Here is an 18,542-nt window from a genome sequence, read left to right on the forward strand (position 1 = left end):
ACCTCGGAGAAAATCGACTTCATAAAGGAGAGGGAATCGAATTCGAGCGAAGGTATATTCTATAACTATAATACGCTTTACGATAAGCGATTTCGATTCGAGAGGAAGTGATTCTTGACGATTATAAACTCTGACAAGGAATATATTTCCAAAGGGCAAACCTCCGAGGAAGCCGAACAAAAACTAAAACGATTCGGCCCGAACGAACTCAGCACGCACAAACGTTCCTTTTTCAAGGACATTCTCTCGGTAATATCGGAGCCGATGCTGATTCTGCTGATCTTATGCGGAAGCGTTTACGGGCTTTTAGGTAGCTTGGACGAAGCGGCAATGCTATCCGTCGCCGTAATCGCCGTGATTTCGATTACGATCTATCAAAAGAACAAATCCGAAAAAGCGTTAGCCTCCTTAAAGGAGCTTTCACCTCTGCGTGCAAGGGTGATTCGAGACGGAAAAATCGACGTCATACCGTCCCGAGAAGTAGTCCCCGAAGATATCATCATACTTCAAGAAGGGGATCGAATCCCGGCGGATGGATCTCTGTTATTCTCGTTAAATCTAAACGTGGACGAATCCCTTCTCACGGGAGAATCGGACGGAATTCCGAAAGAAGCCGACGAGAGCGCTTCAAGGTCCTTGAGAAATCGAAAGAACAAAGTTTTTGCGGGAAGCACGGTTCTTTCCGGGGAGGGCGTCCTCCGGGTGACCGCAACGGGTGATAGCACGGAAATCGGAAAGATCGGAACGGAATTTCGGCAAATCACCCAATCGGAAAGCCCGCTTCAAGCTGAAACGAAACGATTTACGATCGTATTCACGTTATTTGCCGGAGTATTATGTATTTTTCTAATATTAGGATTCGGTTATAGAGATGGGCGTTGGTTGGAGGCGGTTCTTGCGGGATTAACCTTTTCCATGGCCGTTTTACCGGAGGAAATTCCCGTCGTATTGAGTGTATTCTTTTCCTTAGGCGCGTGGAGAATTTCGAAAATCGGAGTATTGACGAAAGAATTGAGCGCGATCGAGACATTAGGCGCCGCGACCGTGTTATGCGTCGACAAAACCGGAACGCTTACCGAAAACAAAATGAAAGTGCGAGGATTATACTGCGACGGCGAACATTTGGAATGCGATTCTAAACTTACTGAAATCCCGGAATCGTTTCATCATCTTTTGGAATTCGCGCTCCTCGCTTCCAAAAAAGATCCCTATGATCCGATGGAGAAGGCGATTCAAGAATTGGGAATCGAGTTTCTTTCGGGTACGGAACACATTCATTTCGACTGGGAGCTCAAAAAAGAATATCCGTTATCCTCGAAACTGATGGCTCTAAGTTACGCTTGGTTGTCCGATGAAAGCGTCGAAACTCTTTCCGTGGGAGCGAAGGGAGCGCCCGAAGCGATTTTCGATCTTTGTCATCTGTCCCAAGAACGAATCCGCGAATTGGAAGAAGTCGTCGAAAGATATTCTTCGAAAGGATTTAGGATGTTGGGAGTTGCGAAATCGAGCGTATCAAAAAGAAAACTTCCCGAAGATCAACACGATCTGAATTTCGAGTTTTTAGGTTTTGTACTTTTGGAAGACCCTATTCGAGAATCCGTTCCTAATTCAGTTTCCGAATGTAAACGCGCAGGGATTAAGATCGTTATGATTACGGGAGATCACGCGGGAACCGCCAAGTCGATTGCGGATCAAATCGGCTTTGATCGTTCCGATGAAGTTCTCAGCGGAGATGACCTGGAATCGTTAAACGACGCCGAATTGACTGCGCGTTTAAGCGACGTTCGGATTTTCTGTAGAATTCTCCCGCATCAGAAACTAAGACTCGTTCGTTGTTTTCAGAACAAAGGGGAGATCGTTGCGATGACGGGAGACGGCGTGAATGACACGCTCGCCTTGCAAGCGGCAAATATAGGAATCTCCATGGGAAAGAGAGGGACCGACGTTGCCCGGGAAGCTTCGGATCTCGTCCTCTTGGACGATAATTTTTCATCGATTGTAAAAGCCATCCTATTGGGAAGAAGGATTTACGAGAATATTCGTAAGAGCGTCTCTTACATTTTTTCGGTTCATATCCCGATCATCGGAATGTCCATCCTTCCCGTGTTTACGGGAGATCCGATTTATTTTTTTCCCGCTCATGTCTTATTATTGGAATTAATTATAGATCCTGCATGTACTCTCGTGTTCGAAGGGGTGGAAGCGGAAAGCCATATCTTCGATTCGCCTCCGCGCAAAAGAAAGGAAAACCTAATCAGCTTTCACGGCGTATCGCTCAGCATCTTCCGAGGAGGGTTGATTTTTGCCGTACTCGCTCTATTTACTTTTTGGGGGAAACACGAACATTGGACTTACGAAAAGATCCGTACGCTTGGCTTTATCGGTTTAGTCTCCTCGAATTTGGGAATGATTCTGATCCATCTTTCGGAAGAACTCCCTTTTTATAAAATTCCGTTTCGGAACAATTCCGTCGCCTATTGGATCATATCGCTCACGATTCTCCTATTTACGATCATCTTTCAGTTCGAATCACTTAGAAAACTATTCGGTTTCGAAGTGATTCCGTTCGGGGATGCGCTTTGCGCGATCGCGGTCGGATTAGCCGCAAGTTTCGTATGGGAATTTAAGAAGATGATTTCTCGAAATAAGCCGATCGGAACCAAAAATCGTTGATTTGCTCTTGACAAATACATATCGTTAATTTCAGATATATAAATATGAGGAAGAATCAGGGAATAGACCCTCGTATCCGGGAATTTCTCGCGGCTTTAGCAAGCGAAACGCGCCTCAATCTTCTTCTTTCTTTTGCGGATGGCAAAGAAAAGACAGTCGGAGAATTGGTCGAACTTTCCGGATTGGGACAATCCACGATTTCTACCCATTTAAATCAGTTAAAAAAAGGCGGGATCTTAATTCGCAGAAAATCCGGTAAAGAAGTCTATTATAAACCCGACCGCGAACGGATCTTGGAACATATTTCCAAATTAACTTCTTATCTTCGAGGTTGTTGCTGATTTTTTTTCTGTTTTATATATCGTTAAATCTAGATATTTAGGAGTATACAAATATGAAAATCTTGAAACAAGGCATTCGATACGTCGGATTCCCGATCCTTTTTCTTTCGTTTTCGGTAATTCTCATTCGAAATTCGGGAAATCTATGGATCGCTTACACAACTCTTTCCCTTTCTGTTTTGATCGGAATGATGCTCGAAAGATTCATCCCTTTTGAAAAGACTTGGAACGAATCGGATGCCGATTCGAAATCCGATTTATTCTTCTTCGTAATCCAACCGATCGTGGCACCTTTAGCGGGTACGGCAGTTGCGGGAATCGTTCATCTATCTATGTCAGCGTTCGGCGGATCGGCGGCACGTTTAGGGGACTCGTCCCTGTGGTTTCAAATTCTGATTGGAATGTTTTTTTCGGGTTTAATTCCGTATTGGATTCATCGATTCTCTCATGCAAGAGACGGTTTTCTCTGGAGAGTTCACTCGATCCACCATTCTCCGAAAAGGTTGTATTGGATGAATGCGTTTCGATCGCACCCCATCAATACGATCTTAAATATAGGAGGGGCTTTGCTTCCGGCTCTGTTATTGGGCTTACATCCCGACGCGGTTTTGATCGTGGGAATGCTGAATAATTTCGTGTCGATCTATAACCACATGAACATAGATTTCCGTTTAGGAATTTTAAATCGAATCTTCAACATGAATGAGCTTCACAGATGGCACCATTCTAAAGTTCCCGCCGAAGGAAATAACAACTATAGTTCGGGTGCGTTCGTCTTTTGGGATATTCTTTTCGGTTCGTATTATCTTCCTCAAAATGAAATGAACGCGAATTTAGTCGGGCTGTTCGAACCGAATAAATATCCATCACGATCGATCGTAAAACAAATCTTGTTTCCCATCTGCAAGTGTTCTTAGATTAAACATCCAGTTCCGTTCCGTCGAAAACCCGTTTATTTCGAACCGGGAATTTCGATGGAACAAGTTGGGTTATGCTTTTTGCAGACTAAACGTAGAACTAAGATTCTCTTCATTCTCTAAGTTGGCGGATAATTGAATCTTTATTGTTAAGTTCCAGCTCTTATCGAAAAATTGTTTCGTATTATTTTTCGAAGTCAAAAAATGCGAAACAAGAAACAGAACACGCTTTGCCTGAAGTGAAATACGCTGGACATAAGGCGAAAATCGGATTAGAATCACAAAAGTCTAAAATTACGAGTGCCTCTTAGGGAGAGATTCAATGAAAATTATTTTAACTTTGATCCTATCGGTTTGGTTTTATTCCAATTGTATTTTAGATCCTTTTTATTCGGCGAAAGACCGAAACGACCCTTCTAAAGTATCACGTCAGGAGGCCGAAGAAAAAATATTCGCGACCGCGGCGCTCAAAGCGGCTATTTGCGGCGAAGTGAGCCAAAAAGGTATATTAGCGCGAGTATTCATGACAGTCAGTGATAATATTTGTTATGGTTATAAGCCGCCATTTGATACGGATAACAGTAAAAATCTTCGAAGCTGTAAGAACGAGTATAGCTATGTTTCAAAGGATAACCTTGAATCGTGCGTTAGCGAAATCATATTAAGTCCATGCGAAACCACTTCGGATGTAAACTTTGCGTTCAGCATCGGGTATCAAGCCTGCACGAGCATGCTCAATACCAAAGGCAAGATCTATTGAAGAATAGGTTCGTCCATACCTGCGCAATCGGATAGAAAGCGTACGTCATACCTTATTGTAAAAAGAAGCTTTCATAATAATATTGTTGGCCTTAAATTATAAAATTCAGCCATTTATAAGAAAACTTACTGTATCATAAACCTCAACAAAAGATTTCTTGAACGGATGCGTATTCGAAATATTCAGAATTGCAGAAGTTTAAATGGGGAGCTATTGAAAGCGTGGAACAAGAGACAGTAGTATTAGAGATAAACAAAACACCCTTTAATCAGAAAATTCAATGCAATTGCCCTCGCATAATCTGTCATTCCCTAACGGATCCAAGTCGCGATGCCTTATCAAATAAAGAAATAGACGATTGCATAAAAGAATTGCAGAGCCATTTGGAAAGCTCGCTTATCGCTGCTTATTTGATTGAAGTTCAATTCAGTGATCATCAGTTACCCGAAAAACAAGATAAAGAACTCTATTACGAAGCACTCAGGTTCATTTTAGAATCGATACATTTTCTAACGAAAGCGGAAATGCAAATGTTTCAATTTTCCAAAAGTAGAATCCTACTCCTTCTACCTATGGATGTTGAAGAATCCGATTTAAGCCTTCTACCTTCTCAGCTACTTTCCATGATGAACCATCCAATTCGTTATAAGGAAAATGACTTTTTCTTTAAAATTTCGATTGGATCATGTTCGATACGGGAAAAGAACGAACCCTTTATCGAAATCCGGAATAAATTAGCGGACTCTTTAATGAATGCCAGCAAATATCCCCACAGTCACTATATCGTGAACGGACTCGAAAAAGAAATTCAGGTGATTTTCGCTTTGAAAATTGCAAACTTCAAGAAAGAATTTTCCTTAAATTACCAACCTATATTGGATGCAAGAACCAAAAAAATCGAATATTTAGAAACGTTAACAAGATGGAATCATCCGATCAAAGGAAATATTAGTCCTGATTTTTTTGTTCCATTGGCCGAGCAATCCCTCCTAATTCTAAAATTAGGCGAATGGGTAATCAGGAACGCAGTCAGAGAATTTTCGAATCTTTTCAAATTTGCAGTCATTCAAGAAAATTGTAAACTGACGGTCAATCTTTCTCCAATTCAATTGATTCACAAAGACATCAGCGAAGTATTCCTGGAGACCGTTGACCAATACGGAATCAAACCGGATCAGATCTTAATCGAAATTACGGAAACCTCAGTAAACATGAACGGCGGAGAATTTCGCAGATTTTGCGAACAAGCTGAAAATCTTCATTTTCACGGGTTTAAGATTGCAATCGATGATTTTGGGAAAGGACATTCAAATTTTTCGAGATTGGATCAAATTCAATCCGACATCATCAAAATCGATAAGAATCTTTTGAGCGGAGCCTTACGATGTCCCTCCAAAAAAAGACTGCTCGGTTCCATCGTCGAAATGATGCGCACCATGCGTAAGAGAGTCGTTATCGAAGGTGTCGAAAACGAAGAGTGTGAAAAAATAGCTTCCGAAGCAGGAGCAGACTTTCTTCAAGGTTATCATTATTATGCACCTCTAAATATAGAAGGTTTGTCGCAGATCTTTGGAATCAACTTTCAGATTTCTTTATGAAGATTCCCAAAAATCAGAAAGAAAATCTGTGTAGTGAAAATCGTTATTCTAAATCAATTTCGTTCGAAAGTGTTTTTAGAATCTGTAATTCGTTCGATGATCGCTTTGGCATTTGTGAGCGAGAACTTCGGGCGTCGCTGCCGTTTTCTGCAATTCAATTATTTTGATTACTTCAGCTTTCAGAAGAGTGGGTGCAAACTTTTGAACGTCCAAGCATGCGCGACTTTTGTATTTCCAAAGACTCACCGGTTTTGAATTTCGGAAAGACCGAAACTCATACTTTGAGCGCGCTTTACGAATCTTACAATCAATAAACCATCGGATGAATACCTCCAACGCATGAATTCCTTTATCTTTTCCTAGGAAATCAAACCGAGGATTCTGGTATGCACTTTTAGACGATTTAGAAGGATTGTCAGGCTGCGCCCTTACTCTTAGGAAACCAATTTCCCCTTTGCTCGATAATTTAAGGCATCCTAATCTATAAAGAGTGAATCCAAATTCTTAAAATTAAACTAAGCTGAAGTCATCAAGTTTATATTCCAAAGATAGCTGAACATAATAACAATGTATAAGTCTAATAAGCATAAACGTTCCGGCATTTTGCTTTTAACTCTAAGTTTACTTACAGTTTCCGATTGTATCAGAAAACCCGATGGAAATCTTTTTATAGATACTATGGTTTTCTCTAACTTCCTGACAAACGCTTTAACTCCAATCAAACTTAGAGTTCAAGTAAAAGGTCTTGCAAGCGGTGCGAATTTTACGATCTCAAATCAAGATTCGGAAAGCTTAACCATTAGCAAGAACGGGGACTTCGAATTTCCAAAAATGAAAACGAAATATTCCGAATTTTCAATTTCAATTCTCTCCCAACCCGTTACAACACCAAGCCAAACTTGCGTAATTACCAATCCTGCCGGAATTCTTAGTCCCAATAACAATACCGTCGAGATAAATTGTGGAACGAAATTTTTTCCGTTAAATCTTAACGTATTTGGAATTGCTACCGGCTCAACAGGAATTCTTTCGGTTCGAAATGGGCCGGTCGACACACTGAATATTTCCTCCGACGGGACATATGAATTTTCGGCGCAGGTTCCGGATTTGGGCTCATATTCCGCAACGATCTTATCGAGACCAAATATGCATGATTGCATCCTAGAACCGCTTCCAGCTTCAATCGGAACAATCAACGGTGCGCCGGTTACGTTAAATGTAAACTGCTTAAGTCAAATCCATTCTTTCCCTATCGACCAAACTGCAATAGGACCGACCGATAACCTGATTATCACTTTTTCGAAACCGCTTACACCCATGAGCTGTTCTTTCGTAGCCCCACCCGGAACTTGTTCGGCGGATTTAAGCGCTTCGGCCCTACCTATAGTCGCAGCGGACTATAGCGGTAATAGACTTACCGTTCGACCAAATGTTAACTGGAACGCAGGCCTCAGGCGGTGTATACAACTTGCCGGTTGTACGGAAGCCGGAACAAACCGCGTTTTCAACCTTCCGCGATCGAATAGTTACGCGGTTACGAATCAGATAAAATACGTAAGCGCAGGAGGCGCCGTCGCGGGCGCTTGTAATTCCGTTGCAACCGCTTGCGCTAATATACAATACGCCGTTTCGCAGTGCAACGTTCTATCCTCTTGTTTCGTCCTGGTTTCTCAGGGAACTTATTCGATAGCAACCGTTCCCGACAGGATTCTTTTGATCGATAGGTTACAACTCCTAGGCGGATTTAGTACCGATTTTCAATCTCGAAATACTACAACATTTCAAACGATAATTCGGGACGATATAGGAGTTGGCGGATGCGGTTCTAATGATGCGACATCCTGCACACCGATTTCAGGTAGCGCCATGACTCTCAATTCCGACGTGCTTGTCCAAGGATTTACGATCATCACCAATTCGAATAACAGAGTTTCGACCGGAATAAATCTAAACAATGTGGCTACGGGACCGAATTCGATCACGATCGATAATAATATCATTTTAGGTACGAATTCAACGGCGCCCTATGCACTCATGATTGTTAGGTCGGGCATCTACGCTTCAAATGTATCTCCTTCTTTTCGCGCTACCGGAAATTATGTTTTGGGGGGTAGCGGTAATTCTATGTCGGTCGGCATGCGAATATTAAATGGAACGCAAGGACTCATACAAAACAACCGGATTAGCGGGGGTTCGCATATAAATATCAACGACGCCTTAGATTCTTCCATAGGAATTCTAATTAACAATACAGTGAACAATACCACTCAGTCTTTGGTGATCGCGAATAATATCATCAACGCATTTCATTTGAACGGAACACCGGCCGTTTCCGCTACAACTTCAATCGGAATTCAAGCTCTGTCTATCAACTCGCCCAATTTTTACATTTTGCACAATACTATCTATGGAGGAAACGGAGTTACTCGCTCTTACGGCATTCAACAGCAATCCTCTGGCTTTCTAAATATAAATGTCGTCAACAATCAGGTCATTTCCAATTCGGCGGCGAGCAATCAGATTTGCCTAAATTATGCCACAAATAGTGTAAATACACTATCCGACATCCGCGGGAATAATCTTTTCGGCTGCAATATACCCGTTTCAACTTCGGCCGGCAACTTCCGCTTTTGCGGTCCGGAGCCGTCAAGTTTAAGAGATTCGATCTTTTGCATGACCCCGATAACTAATTTAACCGCTTTGAATTTTAATCATGATCCCATTTTCACGATTCCAACGGGCAATCTGGATGTTATGTTTTTGAATTCAAATTCAAGATGCAATTCGGTTTACGGCGGGGTCGATCCAGGTTATCCTCTTCCGCTTTCCCAAGTCTACTTACGCGACATTCGAGCGTTAACTAGATCTACAAATGCCCTGCCCGCTCCGGTTCCATCCGGATCATTCGGTTATTCCATTGGAGCTTACGAATACGACGGCACATGCGTACCTTAAAAGAAACACATTCCGATTTGAGAAAAAAGATTGAATTTTAAATTTTATTGCCTGAGCAACAATATTTTAAGCAATATAAATCGTATATTAAATAAAAAGAAGGGTGTTGCATGAAGGACCGATTAAAAGAAACAAAATCAAATTTTAGGATGGCAAATCGTTCGAGTCTTCAACACGAGGAAATTGCAACGATCTCGCGTAAACATCGAAAATATTTCCTCTTACGCTTTTGTTCGCCATCCGGGTTTTTATTTCTTATACATCTTTTATTATTCGGGATCGTTTTTAGCGAATGTCTTCCGAATGAAAAAGATAACGATCCCGCATTGATGATTTTGGGAGTTCCGCGAACTTCGGGAGAGTCGCTTAACGACGTCGGATCTCCGCAACTTTCGTTTAGTTATCCGACTTCATCGTATCGTCTTATAAAGAATGTTCCGGTCGTTCCGATTTGTCCTGACATCCAAGGTGATTTGTCGAATTTTTCGATAACTCCGCCCTTACCGGCAGGATTAGTTATAAATCCGGCGACCGGTACGATTACCGGAAGCCCAGCCTCTCCATTGCCGGTAACGTCGTATCAAGTAACCGCATCGAATTCATCCAAATCGTTTTCGGTTTCATTAAATCTTTCGGCCGACGCATTGAACGCCGAAATTGAATCTTATATCAAAGCTCCAAATGCAGAAGTTTCCGATCAATTCGGAAAATGGATCGCAATCGACGGGGACACGCTTGTTGTAGGAGCTCCTATCGAAGATAGTAATCAAACTTCAATTTCCAACTCGCTCGGACCAAATTTAACTCCTGCGGGAGACAACGATGCGGCAACTTTCTCCGGGGCCGCCTATGTTTTTCGCCGTACGGGAGCGACCTGGGCCTTTGAAGCCTATTTGAAGGCTCCCAATGCGGAAGTTAACGATCAATTCGGCGAAGTCGTTGCAATCGATAGGGACACAATCGTGGTCGGATCATTCTTTGAAACTAGTAATCAGACTTCCATTTCGAATTCTCTAGGACCAAATTTAACTCCCGCGGGAGACGACGACTCCATAGGCAACGCAGGAGCCGCCTATGTTTTTCGCCGCACAGGTAGCACTTGGGCTTTCGAAGCGTATTTGAAGCCCCCCAATATAGAAGTCAATGACCTATTCGCCAAGAGTATTGCGGTGGATGGAGATACAGTCGTAATCGGAGCAAATGCCGAAGATAGTAATCAGACTTCCATTTCGAATTCTCTGGGACCAAATTTAACTCCCGCGGGAGACGACGACTCAGCAGGCAATTCGGGAGCCGCCTATGTTTTTCGCCGTACGGGAGCGACTTGGGCTTTCGAAGCCTATTTAAAAGCCCCCAATGCGGAAGGGAATGATTTCTTTGGAAGCGCCGTAGCCATCGACGGAGATACAATCGCTGTTGCTTCCGCTAGTGAGGACAGCAATCAAACATCCATTTCGAATATTCTCGGTCCAAACTTGACTCCTGCCGGGGATAACGACTCAGCCAATGGCTCGGGAGCCGTTTATATTTTTCGGCGCACGGGAACTCTTTGGTCTTTCGAATCCTACTTGAAAGCTCCCAATGCGGAAGCCGGGGATAGTTTTGGATCTAGTATCGCAATCGATGGCGACACGCTCGTTGTAGGAGCTTGTAACGAAGATAGCAATCAGACTTCCATTTCGAATTCTCTGGGACCAAATTTAACTCCAGCAGGAGACAACGACTCGGCAAGCAATTCGGGAGCGGCCTATGTTTATCGCCGTACAGGAGCGACTTGGGCCTTTGAAGCCTATTTAAAAGCCCCCAATGCGGAAAGCGGCGATCAATTCGGATACAAAGTTGCAATCGATAACGGCTTTATAGCGATCTCCGCAATAATGGAACGGGGTGGAGGGGCGATCAGTCTTCACAATCCGCAACCCGCTTTTACTCCGGCAAACGACAACGATTCAGCAGTGAACGCGGGCGCAGTCTATGTTTTTCGCTGGGATGCGAACGTTTGGGTCTGGCAGTCCTACGTAAAAGGCAAGAACACGGAAGGAAACGACCGTTTCGGCGAATCCATCGGTATCTCAGGTGAACTTATAGCGGTCGGAGCATTGGGAGAGGATTCGGCCAATGCGATTATTTGCAACGGTGCAGCCAATATACCGACTGGCGCCACCGATAACGAAGGGGCCAGCGGAAGCGGCGCAGCCTATGTGTTTGCGCGTTAAAATGATGAATCATGATTTGAAAAAGGGAACACGTATGTTAATTATCTAAGAAATTACTATAAACTAAAGACCCTCTACTTCGGTTCGATCGAAGAGGATCACATTGCGACAGGATACTCGATAAATTCAGAAATATTTATCGATAGATCCAATCCGAGATCGGAAGCGGGTAGAGTTTTACGATCCATATTTTCGATTTACTCGAAATATTTCATAACAGGATTCAAAAGAATCCAGATTTACTTTTTTGTTTGAGAGGTTTCCATGCCCTGCGATATTTATTATGCAAGTGCGATTCAATATATTACGTTAGGTTCAATTTATTATTTCAAGAAACAAAAGCCGTTCCAAAAGAAACAAGCTTTGATAGTAATATTCATCGGATTAAACCTGATTATTTTTTCGAGTCAGTCGATGTTTTCCAACGAAATGCTTTCTGCCATATTAAACTTTCTTTATTCATTTTCTACGGTTTCGGGAACGATTTTGATTTACACTGTTTGCAAAGAATCGTTCGAATATTCCGAATCCAAAAGAAGAAAAAAGACGCGATCGGATTTCAATCAGGAACTTGCTTTAATCGGCTCTATTTCTTTAGCGTTAAGTGCGGCATTCGTATATTTATGGTATTACACCGAACCAAAAATATTTCCGAATCTTTTTTCGTCTTTAAACGGTTTTTCGATCGCCTTTCTAATCTTATACTGCTTATACATTCAAGTTTATTTAAAGAATCATTATGCCCGAAAAGCTTTAAATTTGATGTATTTTCTTATAACTTTAATAGCTTTCGAAAAACTCAAACCGATCATTCCGTATCCGTATTCTAACGCGATTACTCTTGTCGGAGGCATTATCTACATTGTTCTGCCGATTTTTCTTTTCAGCAATTTACTTATAATCACTCCTCCGAAAAAGGAATTCGAGTCATTACCGAAATCTTTCGATTTCAAAAAAGCGACCAGTATCGATCTCCTTGTTAACTTAGACAATGAAAAAATTATGTTTAAACTGTATGATCTATTCGTCCATGAGCGAATTTTCTTGGACGAAGATTTGAGACTTCCTACTTTGTCGGAAGAAATGGGTCTCAGCGTGCATCAACTATCGGCATTCATAAATCGTCATCTTCGGACTAATTTCAATACTTTCGTGAATTACTTCCGCCTAAAGGAAGCGATGTCTATGTTGATTGAAGAACCCTCAAGATCCATTTTGTCGATCTGCATGGCCGTTGGATTCAATGGAATGTCCACTTTCCAAAGATTTTTTCTCTATGCGACAAATACTTCGCCGAGCAAGTATCGTGAAGCCGTTATCAATGGAGAGAAAATAGAATTCAGCCCGCTTTTCCGGCCCATCGCATTTGAAATTCGCCAATTTGAAGAGCAATTCTTAATAGAATACGAACATCGTGCCATTTCCGACCTCACAACGTAACTTACAGCCTGTCCCAAAACCTAATTTTACTTTACCGGAAAGATCAGCTGCAAGAGCCTGTCCCGGTTTTGGGACAGGCTCTTATAATTTCAGGAAAGAAATCCTCTAAAATTGAATTTTCTTTTTAAGAAGCGGAGCAGGGTTTCCTTTTTTCATAATTTAGAAAGTTATAATGTTTCTTAAGACTTTTTTTCAAGACACGTTGCAAGGATAAATGACTCTCAGAAAACTGAGAGCTTTACGGCACTGCCAAGTAATATAAAAAAAGTCAAACGGATGCGATGTGCTGCATTGCGCGAGCATAGAAAATGTCTAAAGTCATTTAGACCTATTGAGAATAATGTTTATTGAATTCAATAGAATTCCTATTCGCTCACGATCTGAAAATAGTTTCCACTTTTATAATTTTCGTAACGCTTCCAGTTGATCTTCTTGCCGACCGGAACGTAGGGATATTCCTGTTGTTTGATTTTGACACCGTGAACCAAAGAATAAATTCCCGCCGCAAGCGAAATCGCGACGTCCTTCTTCCGTTTAGTCATCAGGGTCATATCCTTTTCCTTGTCTATATAACCGATTTCTAAATAAGCCGAAATCGCGTTGATAAACGTAGGAAGCGCATAAGTGGACAAATAAGGCTTGTTGATAGGACCCGGATCGGGAAAGTCTTCGTCCGTTTTTCGTTTTCGCAAACCGTATTGGACAAAACGCATCAGCTCCGCGGAAGCATAATGATTATCGCCGCCGAATCCTTCTCTTCCGTCCTCTCTTCTCCAGAGTTCGGGCTCTGCCTTTTCCCTTTCCCAGAATTTTCCTTCCGCGACAAAGCTCTTATGACTTTTCGAATACGGCCCTTTACCGCCGGCCTTCGCCAATTCTTCCCAACCGGGAATGTCCTTGTATTTCCAGCTAATCATGTTTTGGCGATACCCTTCGAACGCGGAAAGATCGGTTTTTTTACCGGACTTGTTCGGCCAATAACCGTGAAAGTAAATCCACGCGTCGGCCACCGCGTTTTCGAGTTTGGACCAACCTTCTTTAAAGACCATCCACTCCGCCCAAGGAGAATCGTTGAACTTATCCGGAGAATATCTTCCTTCCGAGATTCCTTTCAAAACATAGAAGGTTCTATACGAAGGAGAAAGAACCGCGGCCATTCCGCCGGGATGTTCCTTGTAACTCGGATTGAGATGAAGCGACACGACAAGATTCGGCTTTTCCCGATTGATAAACGAAATTCTCCCTTGTTTCATCTTTTTCGTTTTTTTATCTGGATAATCGAAAAGACGATACGGAGCATTCGGATCTTCGTTGACGGAATATTCCCGTTCCTCCGCGTTTCCCGTACGTGTCATCACCGAATCGATTTTAATCCAAGGAAGATCGTCGTTCGTAAACGACTTCATATACGACTTGAACGTCTCGAACCCTTCCGGAGTTTTCGTTAAGTCGAGAATCTCCTTGAGTTCTTTAGCAAGTTCTAATACGACTACGCGTTCCTTTCTTCCTTTGGAAGAGGCTCCGGCTTTATAGAGTTCCAGATATTTATCCGCGATCGGATCGTATTTATCGCCGTGATCCTCTTTGGGTTTGAGATCGACTCCCCCGTGTCCGGGATCGATCACCACTTTGAAGGTTTGAGCGGGAATCGGCGGGGAAGAAGCGGTTTCAGGCGCTTCCTTTTCGGGACCGGCCAGAAGGACCGCCCCCGAGAACAAGATGTAAAAAAGAAGAAAATTGTTAAACGAAGAGAAGTTTTGAAAATGCCTCACTATTTTTTCTGCGATTCCTTATCCGAGCTTTCGGAATACACCATATTCCGATTGTCGCTCAGGTCTATCTTATATTTTTCGCGGACGTTTTTGCTTTCTTCTTCCGGTTTGAGTTTGCTCAAAATGGAGATCCCGTATTCTTTTGCCAGCCGAAAGTGTATGAGAGAATCCTTATATCTCGAATCCCTTCTCATACGATCCGCTTGGATCATCTGGTAATACGCGATCTGAAGTTTGTGGTGATTTGCGGAAATTTCACGGCTGCGCGCCGTGACGGATTGGGCCGGTCCGTTTTGAGTCTGCTCGACGCTTACGATCGTATCCGCGCATTCTCCCAAAAGCTGATCCGTTCTTTTGTTGTATTGATCGGAGAACTTGTTGTAGAGTTTATCCATACTCTCCGTAGTCTCGCGCATTTTTCTTCCGGCCACGACGTATTGCCTTCTATAATAATAATGAAGAGCGTCGTTATATTGTTTCCAGATCGAATTCAAATCCTCGTTGGAACCCTGAACGCTGGAACCGAAATTTTTCGTAACTGTCGCGAGTGCGTGGATGTCGTTTTTTACTTTTTCTTTGAGAGAATCCAAGGTTCTTGCATAATGGAATTCTTCCAAATAATCGCCTTGATACTTGGGATCGTTAGCCGCGTTTGCAAGTTCGCTTCCTTTGCCTTCGTCTTTGGTCGTTCCGGATTGAGCCGAAACGGAAGCGGCGGTTAAGAATAAAATCACGATCGAAATTCGGAAACTTTTTAATGACATGCGAATCTCCTACGCGGAAGTATAGCACAGGGTTTTAAAACGCAACTCCTATTTTTGAAGCTTGCTTTGCGGGGCGAATTATCGGTTTTCCCGAAAACGAATCTGAAGCAGACCGTCTCCGACCGGGAACAGAGTATAAACGAAATCGGAATTTCTCACTTCGTCCCAAAACTCACGAACTGCCTTGTCCGAAGGAGCCTGTCTTTCGGAATCGAAAATTCTTCCGTGCCAGAGAACGTTATCGAACACCGCCGTTGTCGGTTTCAATCGGGAAAGAATCCGAAAGATCTCCGGATATAAAACCTTATCACAATCTATAAATACGAACTTGCCGGACCAATCCGCGTTCGGAACTTCGAGCGAATCCTTCATGTATTGCAAACAATGAGTTTTTAAAAGATGAATGTCGAGATCACCGAAGGGATGTTTTTCTAGATAAGACCGAACCCTCGCGATATAATCGATCTCCCGTTCCAGGGAAATGATTTTCGCGATCCGTTTCAAACCCGAAGCCATCCAAAAAAGCGAAATGCCGTAACCGGTTCCGAGCTCGAGAATTTCTTCGGGCTGCGCCGTCTCCACGAGAAAACGCAACACCGCACCGGACGCGGGAGTCAACACGGGAACACCGAGCTCAGCCGCGTCTTCTTCCATTTGAAAAAGAATGTCGACGGGACGCGGAACGAGTTCGGAATCGATCCGCTCCTCAAGTCCGTTTAAAAAAACGGAGGTTCCGTATTTCCCCGGGGGACTTCCTTTGCTCATGGCAGAAACGCGTGGAAGCGGTGTCTTTCCTCTTTCGGAATTCGTTTGTCCAAAACTTCGCGGATATAAGGAACGGTATAACGTTTCGAAAAATGTATCAAAACGATCTTTTCGTTTTTGAACGAGGAAAGGTTGCCGAGAATTTCGTCGAGATGGATATGACCCCATTCCCTCGCCTGCGCCGTGTTTCGTTCCTTATCGATATAAGTACATTCAATAAATAGAATACTCGAATTGGCGACGTCTTCGTGTTCGAGAACGAATTCGATCTTTGTGTCGCCGGAAAAACTGATGACGGGAGCTTCGCTGTGTTCGGAAACTTCCGTCTTTTCCTTCAAGACCCGGTTCAATTCCTCTTTGGATAAGGATTGGAATTCCTTTTTGAGCTTTTTTCTTCTTTGATAAATCGTATAACCCTGCGAAGGAACGCGATGAAAGGTTTTATGCGGAGAAAAAAAATGATGCGGATCGAGGTCTATCTTTTCCCCGTCGCTTACTCCTTTCATCTCGTACGAATAGGGAAAATCTTCGATCTGAGAATAAAGATCGAGAATCTTACGCATCGGTTCTTCGAGCGGAACCGGAACGAAAATCTTAGGAGGTTTTAACTTTTTCAACGACCTCTGCGAAATATAATACGGCAAACCCGCGGAATGATCCAGATGAGAATGCGTAAGAAGAAGGGTATCAAGATGAATTCGATTCGGATTCTGCGCGCCGATATCGAACATCAGACTCAGAGAAGGAAGATACAAAGAAGTTCGGATTCCTCCTTCGGAAATTCCCTCGAACTGATACTGTTTATGATAAAACTTACAATACACTAAGGAATCCTTTCTTCCGGCGCGATGTGTTTAACGGTTTCATTCAATCCTTTCGTAATATCCTTCGGCCCGGTAAGAACCGTTTTCACGGAAGAATTTACGAAATATTTTTTTCCTACTCTTTTTAGATCGTTCAAACTTACGGCTTGGATCTTGTCGCGATAGGTTTTCAGATAATCGTTCGGCATATCGTGTTCTTTAAATCGGAGAAAGTTATGAAGAATTCCCATCTTATCGGCGAATTGAAAGATGAATCGGTTTACGATGGATTGTTTGGCGGATTCCAGCTCGTCTCCCGTAATCTTGTCGATCGTCTCTTCGCTTAATATTTCGCGCATCAGATCGTAGACTTCCTTGGTCGTTGAGGTTTTGGTCTGCGTCGTAAAGTAAACGACTCCGTAATCCTTTTCAAAATACGTGGAACTATTGGAGGAATACGCAAGTCCTCGGTCCGAACGGATCCTCTGCATAAAGTACGAACTAAAACCGCCTCCACCGATGATATAGTTCGCGAGTTGGATCGCGTAAAAATCCGGGTCCTTGTGCGCGGGAAGAATCCCCGCCATCATCACGATGCTCTGTGTAGCTTCCTTATCCACTCCGAGAATCTGAAACGAAAGAGAATCCAGATTCTTTTTGAGAGATTGCGTATTCAACACGACCGGCTTTTCCGCAAGCACTGTTTCTCTCGGAGGCAGCAACGAAGCGACCAACGGTTCGGCTTCCTTTCTCTGAAGATCCCCTGTGAATAAAACAACCCTTCTGGATTTGGAAAGAACCTGTTCAAAGTAATCGCGCAAATCCCCGGATCGAATTTTGGAAAGAGAATCGAGTTGCGCGCTTTTTCCGAGAACGGTTCCTTTATAAACGAGTTCCGCGGTTTTACGGTAGGCGATATCGGGGATCTTATCGTTTCTCCGTTTGATCGCCTCTTCCAGATTGAGTTTGGCGACTGTGAAACCTTCTTCGCTTAACAAAGGATTGGAAAGGAATTCCTTCACGAAAGGAAGAATCTCCTTTTCGAATCGGGAAAGATAAGAAATCGTGAATACGATTTTTTCCGAGTTCGCGTCCGTGTCGATCTTGGCTCCGTAACCTTCCAGCGTTTCGAGAAACGCGCTTCCCGGAGCGGAAGGAATTCCTCCGTGTTTCCAAGCTTGAACGAACAGCTCGGGAACTTCGGACGGAAGATTCGGATTGTACAAAACGCCCGCGTAGATATGAATCTCAATGTTTCTCAGAGGGAATTCTTCCCCCGGTAAAAAATACACTTCGGTTCCTTTTCCGGAAGAAAAGGTCTGCACTTCGGGAAACTCGAAACTGAGAGGCGGAACCTTTACGTTTTTGACGAAGTCTCCCGGCGCCGAAGAGACGGGCAGAACGGTTGCGAGAAGCAATACAAAAGAATAACAAAATATTCTCATATACGAATTCTTTTTTGAAACCGTACAACGCGGATTCGAAACCGCCAAGCTCCGTTCGTTCGAACGAACTCGGTCCTTTGCCGCAAATTCGGA

The 18,542-nt window shown here is 43.1% G+C and carries 12 protein-coding genes and 2 pseudogenes; 9 read left to right on the forward strand and 5 right to left on the reverse strand.

Annotation, left to right across the window (positions count from 1 at the left end):
* The first annotated feature begins 114 nt into the window (after positions 1 to 114).
* The 9 genes and pseudogenes from LFX17_RS12930 (at position 115) to LFX17_RS12965 (ending at position 12,900) form a co-directional block, all read left to right on the forward strand.
* The gene (locus tag LFX17_RS12930; RefSeq protein WP_238747005.1) at positions 115 to 2,673 is read left to right on the forward strand and encodes a cation-translocating P-type ATPase; all 2,559 of its coding nucleotides are present in this window, start codon (positions 115 to 117) and stop codon (positions 2,671 to 2,673) included.
* A gap of 44 nt (positions 2,674 to 2,717) precedes the next feature.
* The gene (locus LFX17_RS12935; RefSeq protein ID WP_238730618.1) at positions 2,718 to 3,014 is read left to right on the forward strand and encodes an ArsR/SmtB family transcription factor; all 297 of its coding nucleotides are present in this window, start codon (positions 2,718 to 2,720) and stop codon (positions 3,012 to 3,014) included.
* Between the two features lie 53 nt (positions 3,015 to 3,067).
* Positions 3,068 to 3,931 carry a sterol desaturase family protein gene (locus tag LFX17_RS12940; protein ID WP_238747008.1) on the forward strand — a complete coding sequence of 288 codons (864 nt, stop codon included), beginning with the start codon at positions 3,068 to 3,070 and terminating at the stop codon, positions 3,929 to 3,931.
* 322 nt (positions 3,932 to 4,253) lie between these two features.
* A complete protein-coding gene (locus LFX17_RS12945; protein WP_238747009.1) occupies positions 4,254 to 4,691 on the forward strand; it encodes a hypothetical protein in 438 nt (145 codons plus the stop codon).
* A 188-nt stretch (positions 4,692 to 4,879) separates the two neighbouring features.
* The gene (locus LFX17_RS12950) at positions 4,880 to 6,289 is read left to right on the forward strand and encodes an EAL domain-containing protein (RefSeq protein WP_238747010.1); all 1,410 of its coding nucleotides are present in this window, start codon (positions 4,880 to 4,882) and stop codon (positions 6,287 to 6,289) included.
* 567 nt (positions 6,290 to 6,856) lie between these two features.
* Complete coding sequence (locus tag LFX17_RS12955; RefSeq protein ID WP_238747011.1) at positions 6,857 to 9,244, forward strand: right-handed parallel beta-helix repeat-containing protein; 2,388 nt, start codon at positions 6,857 to 6,859, stop codon at positions 9,242 to 9,244.
* Positions 9,245 to 9,573: 329 nt separating this feature from the next.
* Positions 9,574 to 9,858, forward strand: a pseudogene (locus tag LFX17_RS21025) (putative Ig domain-containing protein); the annotation flags it as partial.
* A gap of 30 nt (positions 9,859 to 9,888) precedes the next feature.
* The gene (locus LFX17_RS12960) at positions 9,889 to 11,460 is read left to right on the forward strand and encodes an FG-GAP repeat protein (RefSeq protein ID WP_406600705.1); all 1,572 of its coding nucleotides are present in this window, start codon (positions 9,889 to 9,891) and stop codon (positions 11,458 to 11,460) included.
* A 762-nt stretch (positions 11,461 to 12,222) separates the two neighbouring features.
* The gene (locus LFX17_RS12965) at positions 12,223 to 12,900 is read left to right on the forward strand and encodes an AraC family transcriptional regulator (RefSeq protein WP_238731600.1); all 678 of its coding nucleotides are present in this window, start codon (positions 12,223 to 12,225) and stop codon (positions 12,898 to 12,900) included.
* Between the two features lie 365 nt (positions 12,901 to 13,265).
* On the opposite strand, the gene LFX17_RS12970 is transcribed toward LFX17_RS12965, so the two are convergent.
* The 5 genes and pseudogenes from LFX17_RS12970 to LFX17_RS12990 all read right to left on the reverse strand — a co-directional run.
* Positions 13,266 to 14,672: an N-acetylmuramoyl-L-alanine amidase gene (locus LFX17_RS12970; RefSeq protein WP_238730623.1), complete on the reverse strand. Its 1,407-nt coding sequence runs from the start codon at positions 14,670 to 14,672 to the stop codon at positions 13,266 to 13,268.
* Positions 14,672 to 15,436 carry a hypothetical protein gene (locus tag LFX17_RS12975; RefSeq protein WP_238730624.1) on the reverse strand — a complete coding sequence of 255 codons (765 nt, stop codon included), beginning with the start codon at positions 15,434 to 15,436 and terminating at the stop codon, positions 14,672 to 14,674. The genes LFX17_RS12970 and LFX17_RS12975 overlap by 1 nt, the downstream gene beginning before the upstream one ends.
* A 78-nt stretch (positions 15,437 to 15,514) precedes the next feature.
* Positions 15,515 to 16,201, reverse strand: coding sequence for an O-methyltransferase (locus LFX17_RS12980; RefSeq protein ID WP_238747013.1), 687 nt, complete (start codon positions 16,199 to 16,201; stop codon positions 15,515 to 15,517).
* Positions 16,198 to 17,025: an MBL fold metallo-hydrolase gene (locus tag LFX17_RS12985; RefSeq protein WP_238730626.1), complete on the reverse strand. Its 828-nt coding sequence runs from the start codon at positions 17,023 to 17,025 to the stop codon at positions 16,198 to 16,200. Before LFX17_RS12985 ends, LFX17_RS12980 begins: the two co-directional genes overlap by 4 nt.
* Positions 17,025 to 18,461, reverse strand: a pseudogene (locus LFX17_RS12990) (M16 family metallopeptidase); the annotation flags it as partial. The gene LFX17_RS12985 and the pseudogene LFX17_RS12990, both read right to left, overlap by 1 nt.
* Positions 18,462 to 18,542: the final 81 nt, after the last annotated feature.

This window comes from Leptospira sanjuanensis (assembly GCF_022267375.1).
GTDB lineage: Bacteria > Spirochaetota > Leptospiria > Leptospirales > Leptospiraceae > Leptospira > Leptospira sanjuanensis.

Bases quoted from the DNA above. Each gene is read 5' to 3' on its own strand.
- LFX17_RS12945 (WP_238747009.1), top strand. From the start codon at position 4,254: ATGAAAATTATTTTAACTTTGATCCTATCGGTTTGGTTTTATTCCAAT.
- LFX17_RS12940 (WP_238747008.1), top strand. From the start codon at position 3,068: ATGAAAATCTTGAAACAAGGCATTCGATACGTCGGATTCCCGATCCTT.
- LFX17_RS12965 (WP_238731600.1), top strand. From the start codon at position 12,223: ATGTATTTTCTTATAACTTTAATAGCTTTCGAAAAACTCAAACCGATC.
- LFX17_RS12975 (WP_238730624.1), bottom strand. From the start codon at position 15,436: ATGTCATTAAAAAGTTTCCGAATTTCGATCGTGATTTTATTCTTAACC.
- LFX17_RS12980 (WP_238747013.1), bottom strand. From the start codon at position 16,201: ATGAGCAAAGGAAGTCCCCCGGGGAAATACGGAACCTCCGTTTTTTTA.
- LFX17_RS12955 (WP_238747011.1), top strand. From the start codon at position 6,857: ATGTATAAGTCTAATAAGCATAAACGTTCCGGCATTTTGCTTTTAACT.
- LFX17_RS12935 (WP_238730618.1), top strand. From the start codon at position 2,718: ATGAGGAAGAATCAGGGAATAGACCCTCGTATCCGGGAATTTCTCGCG.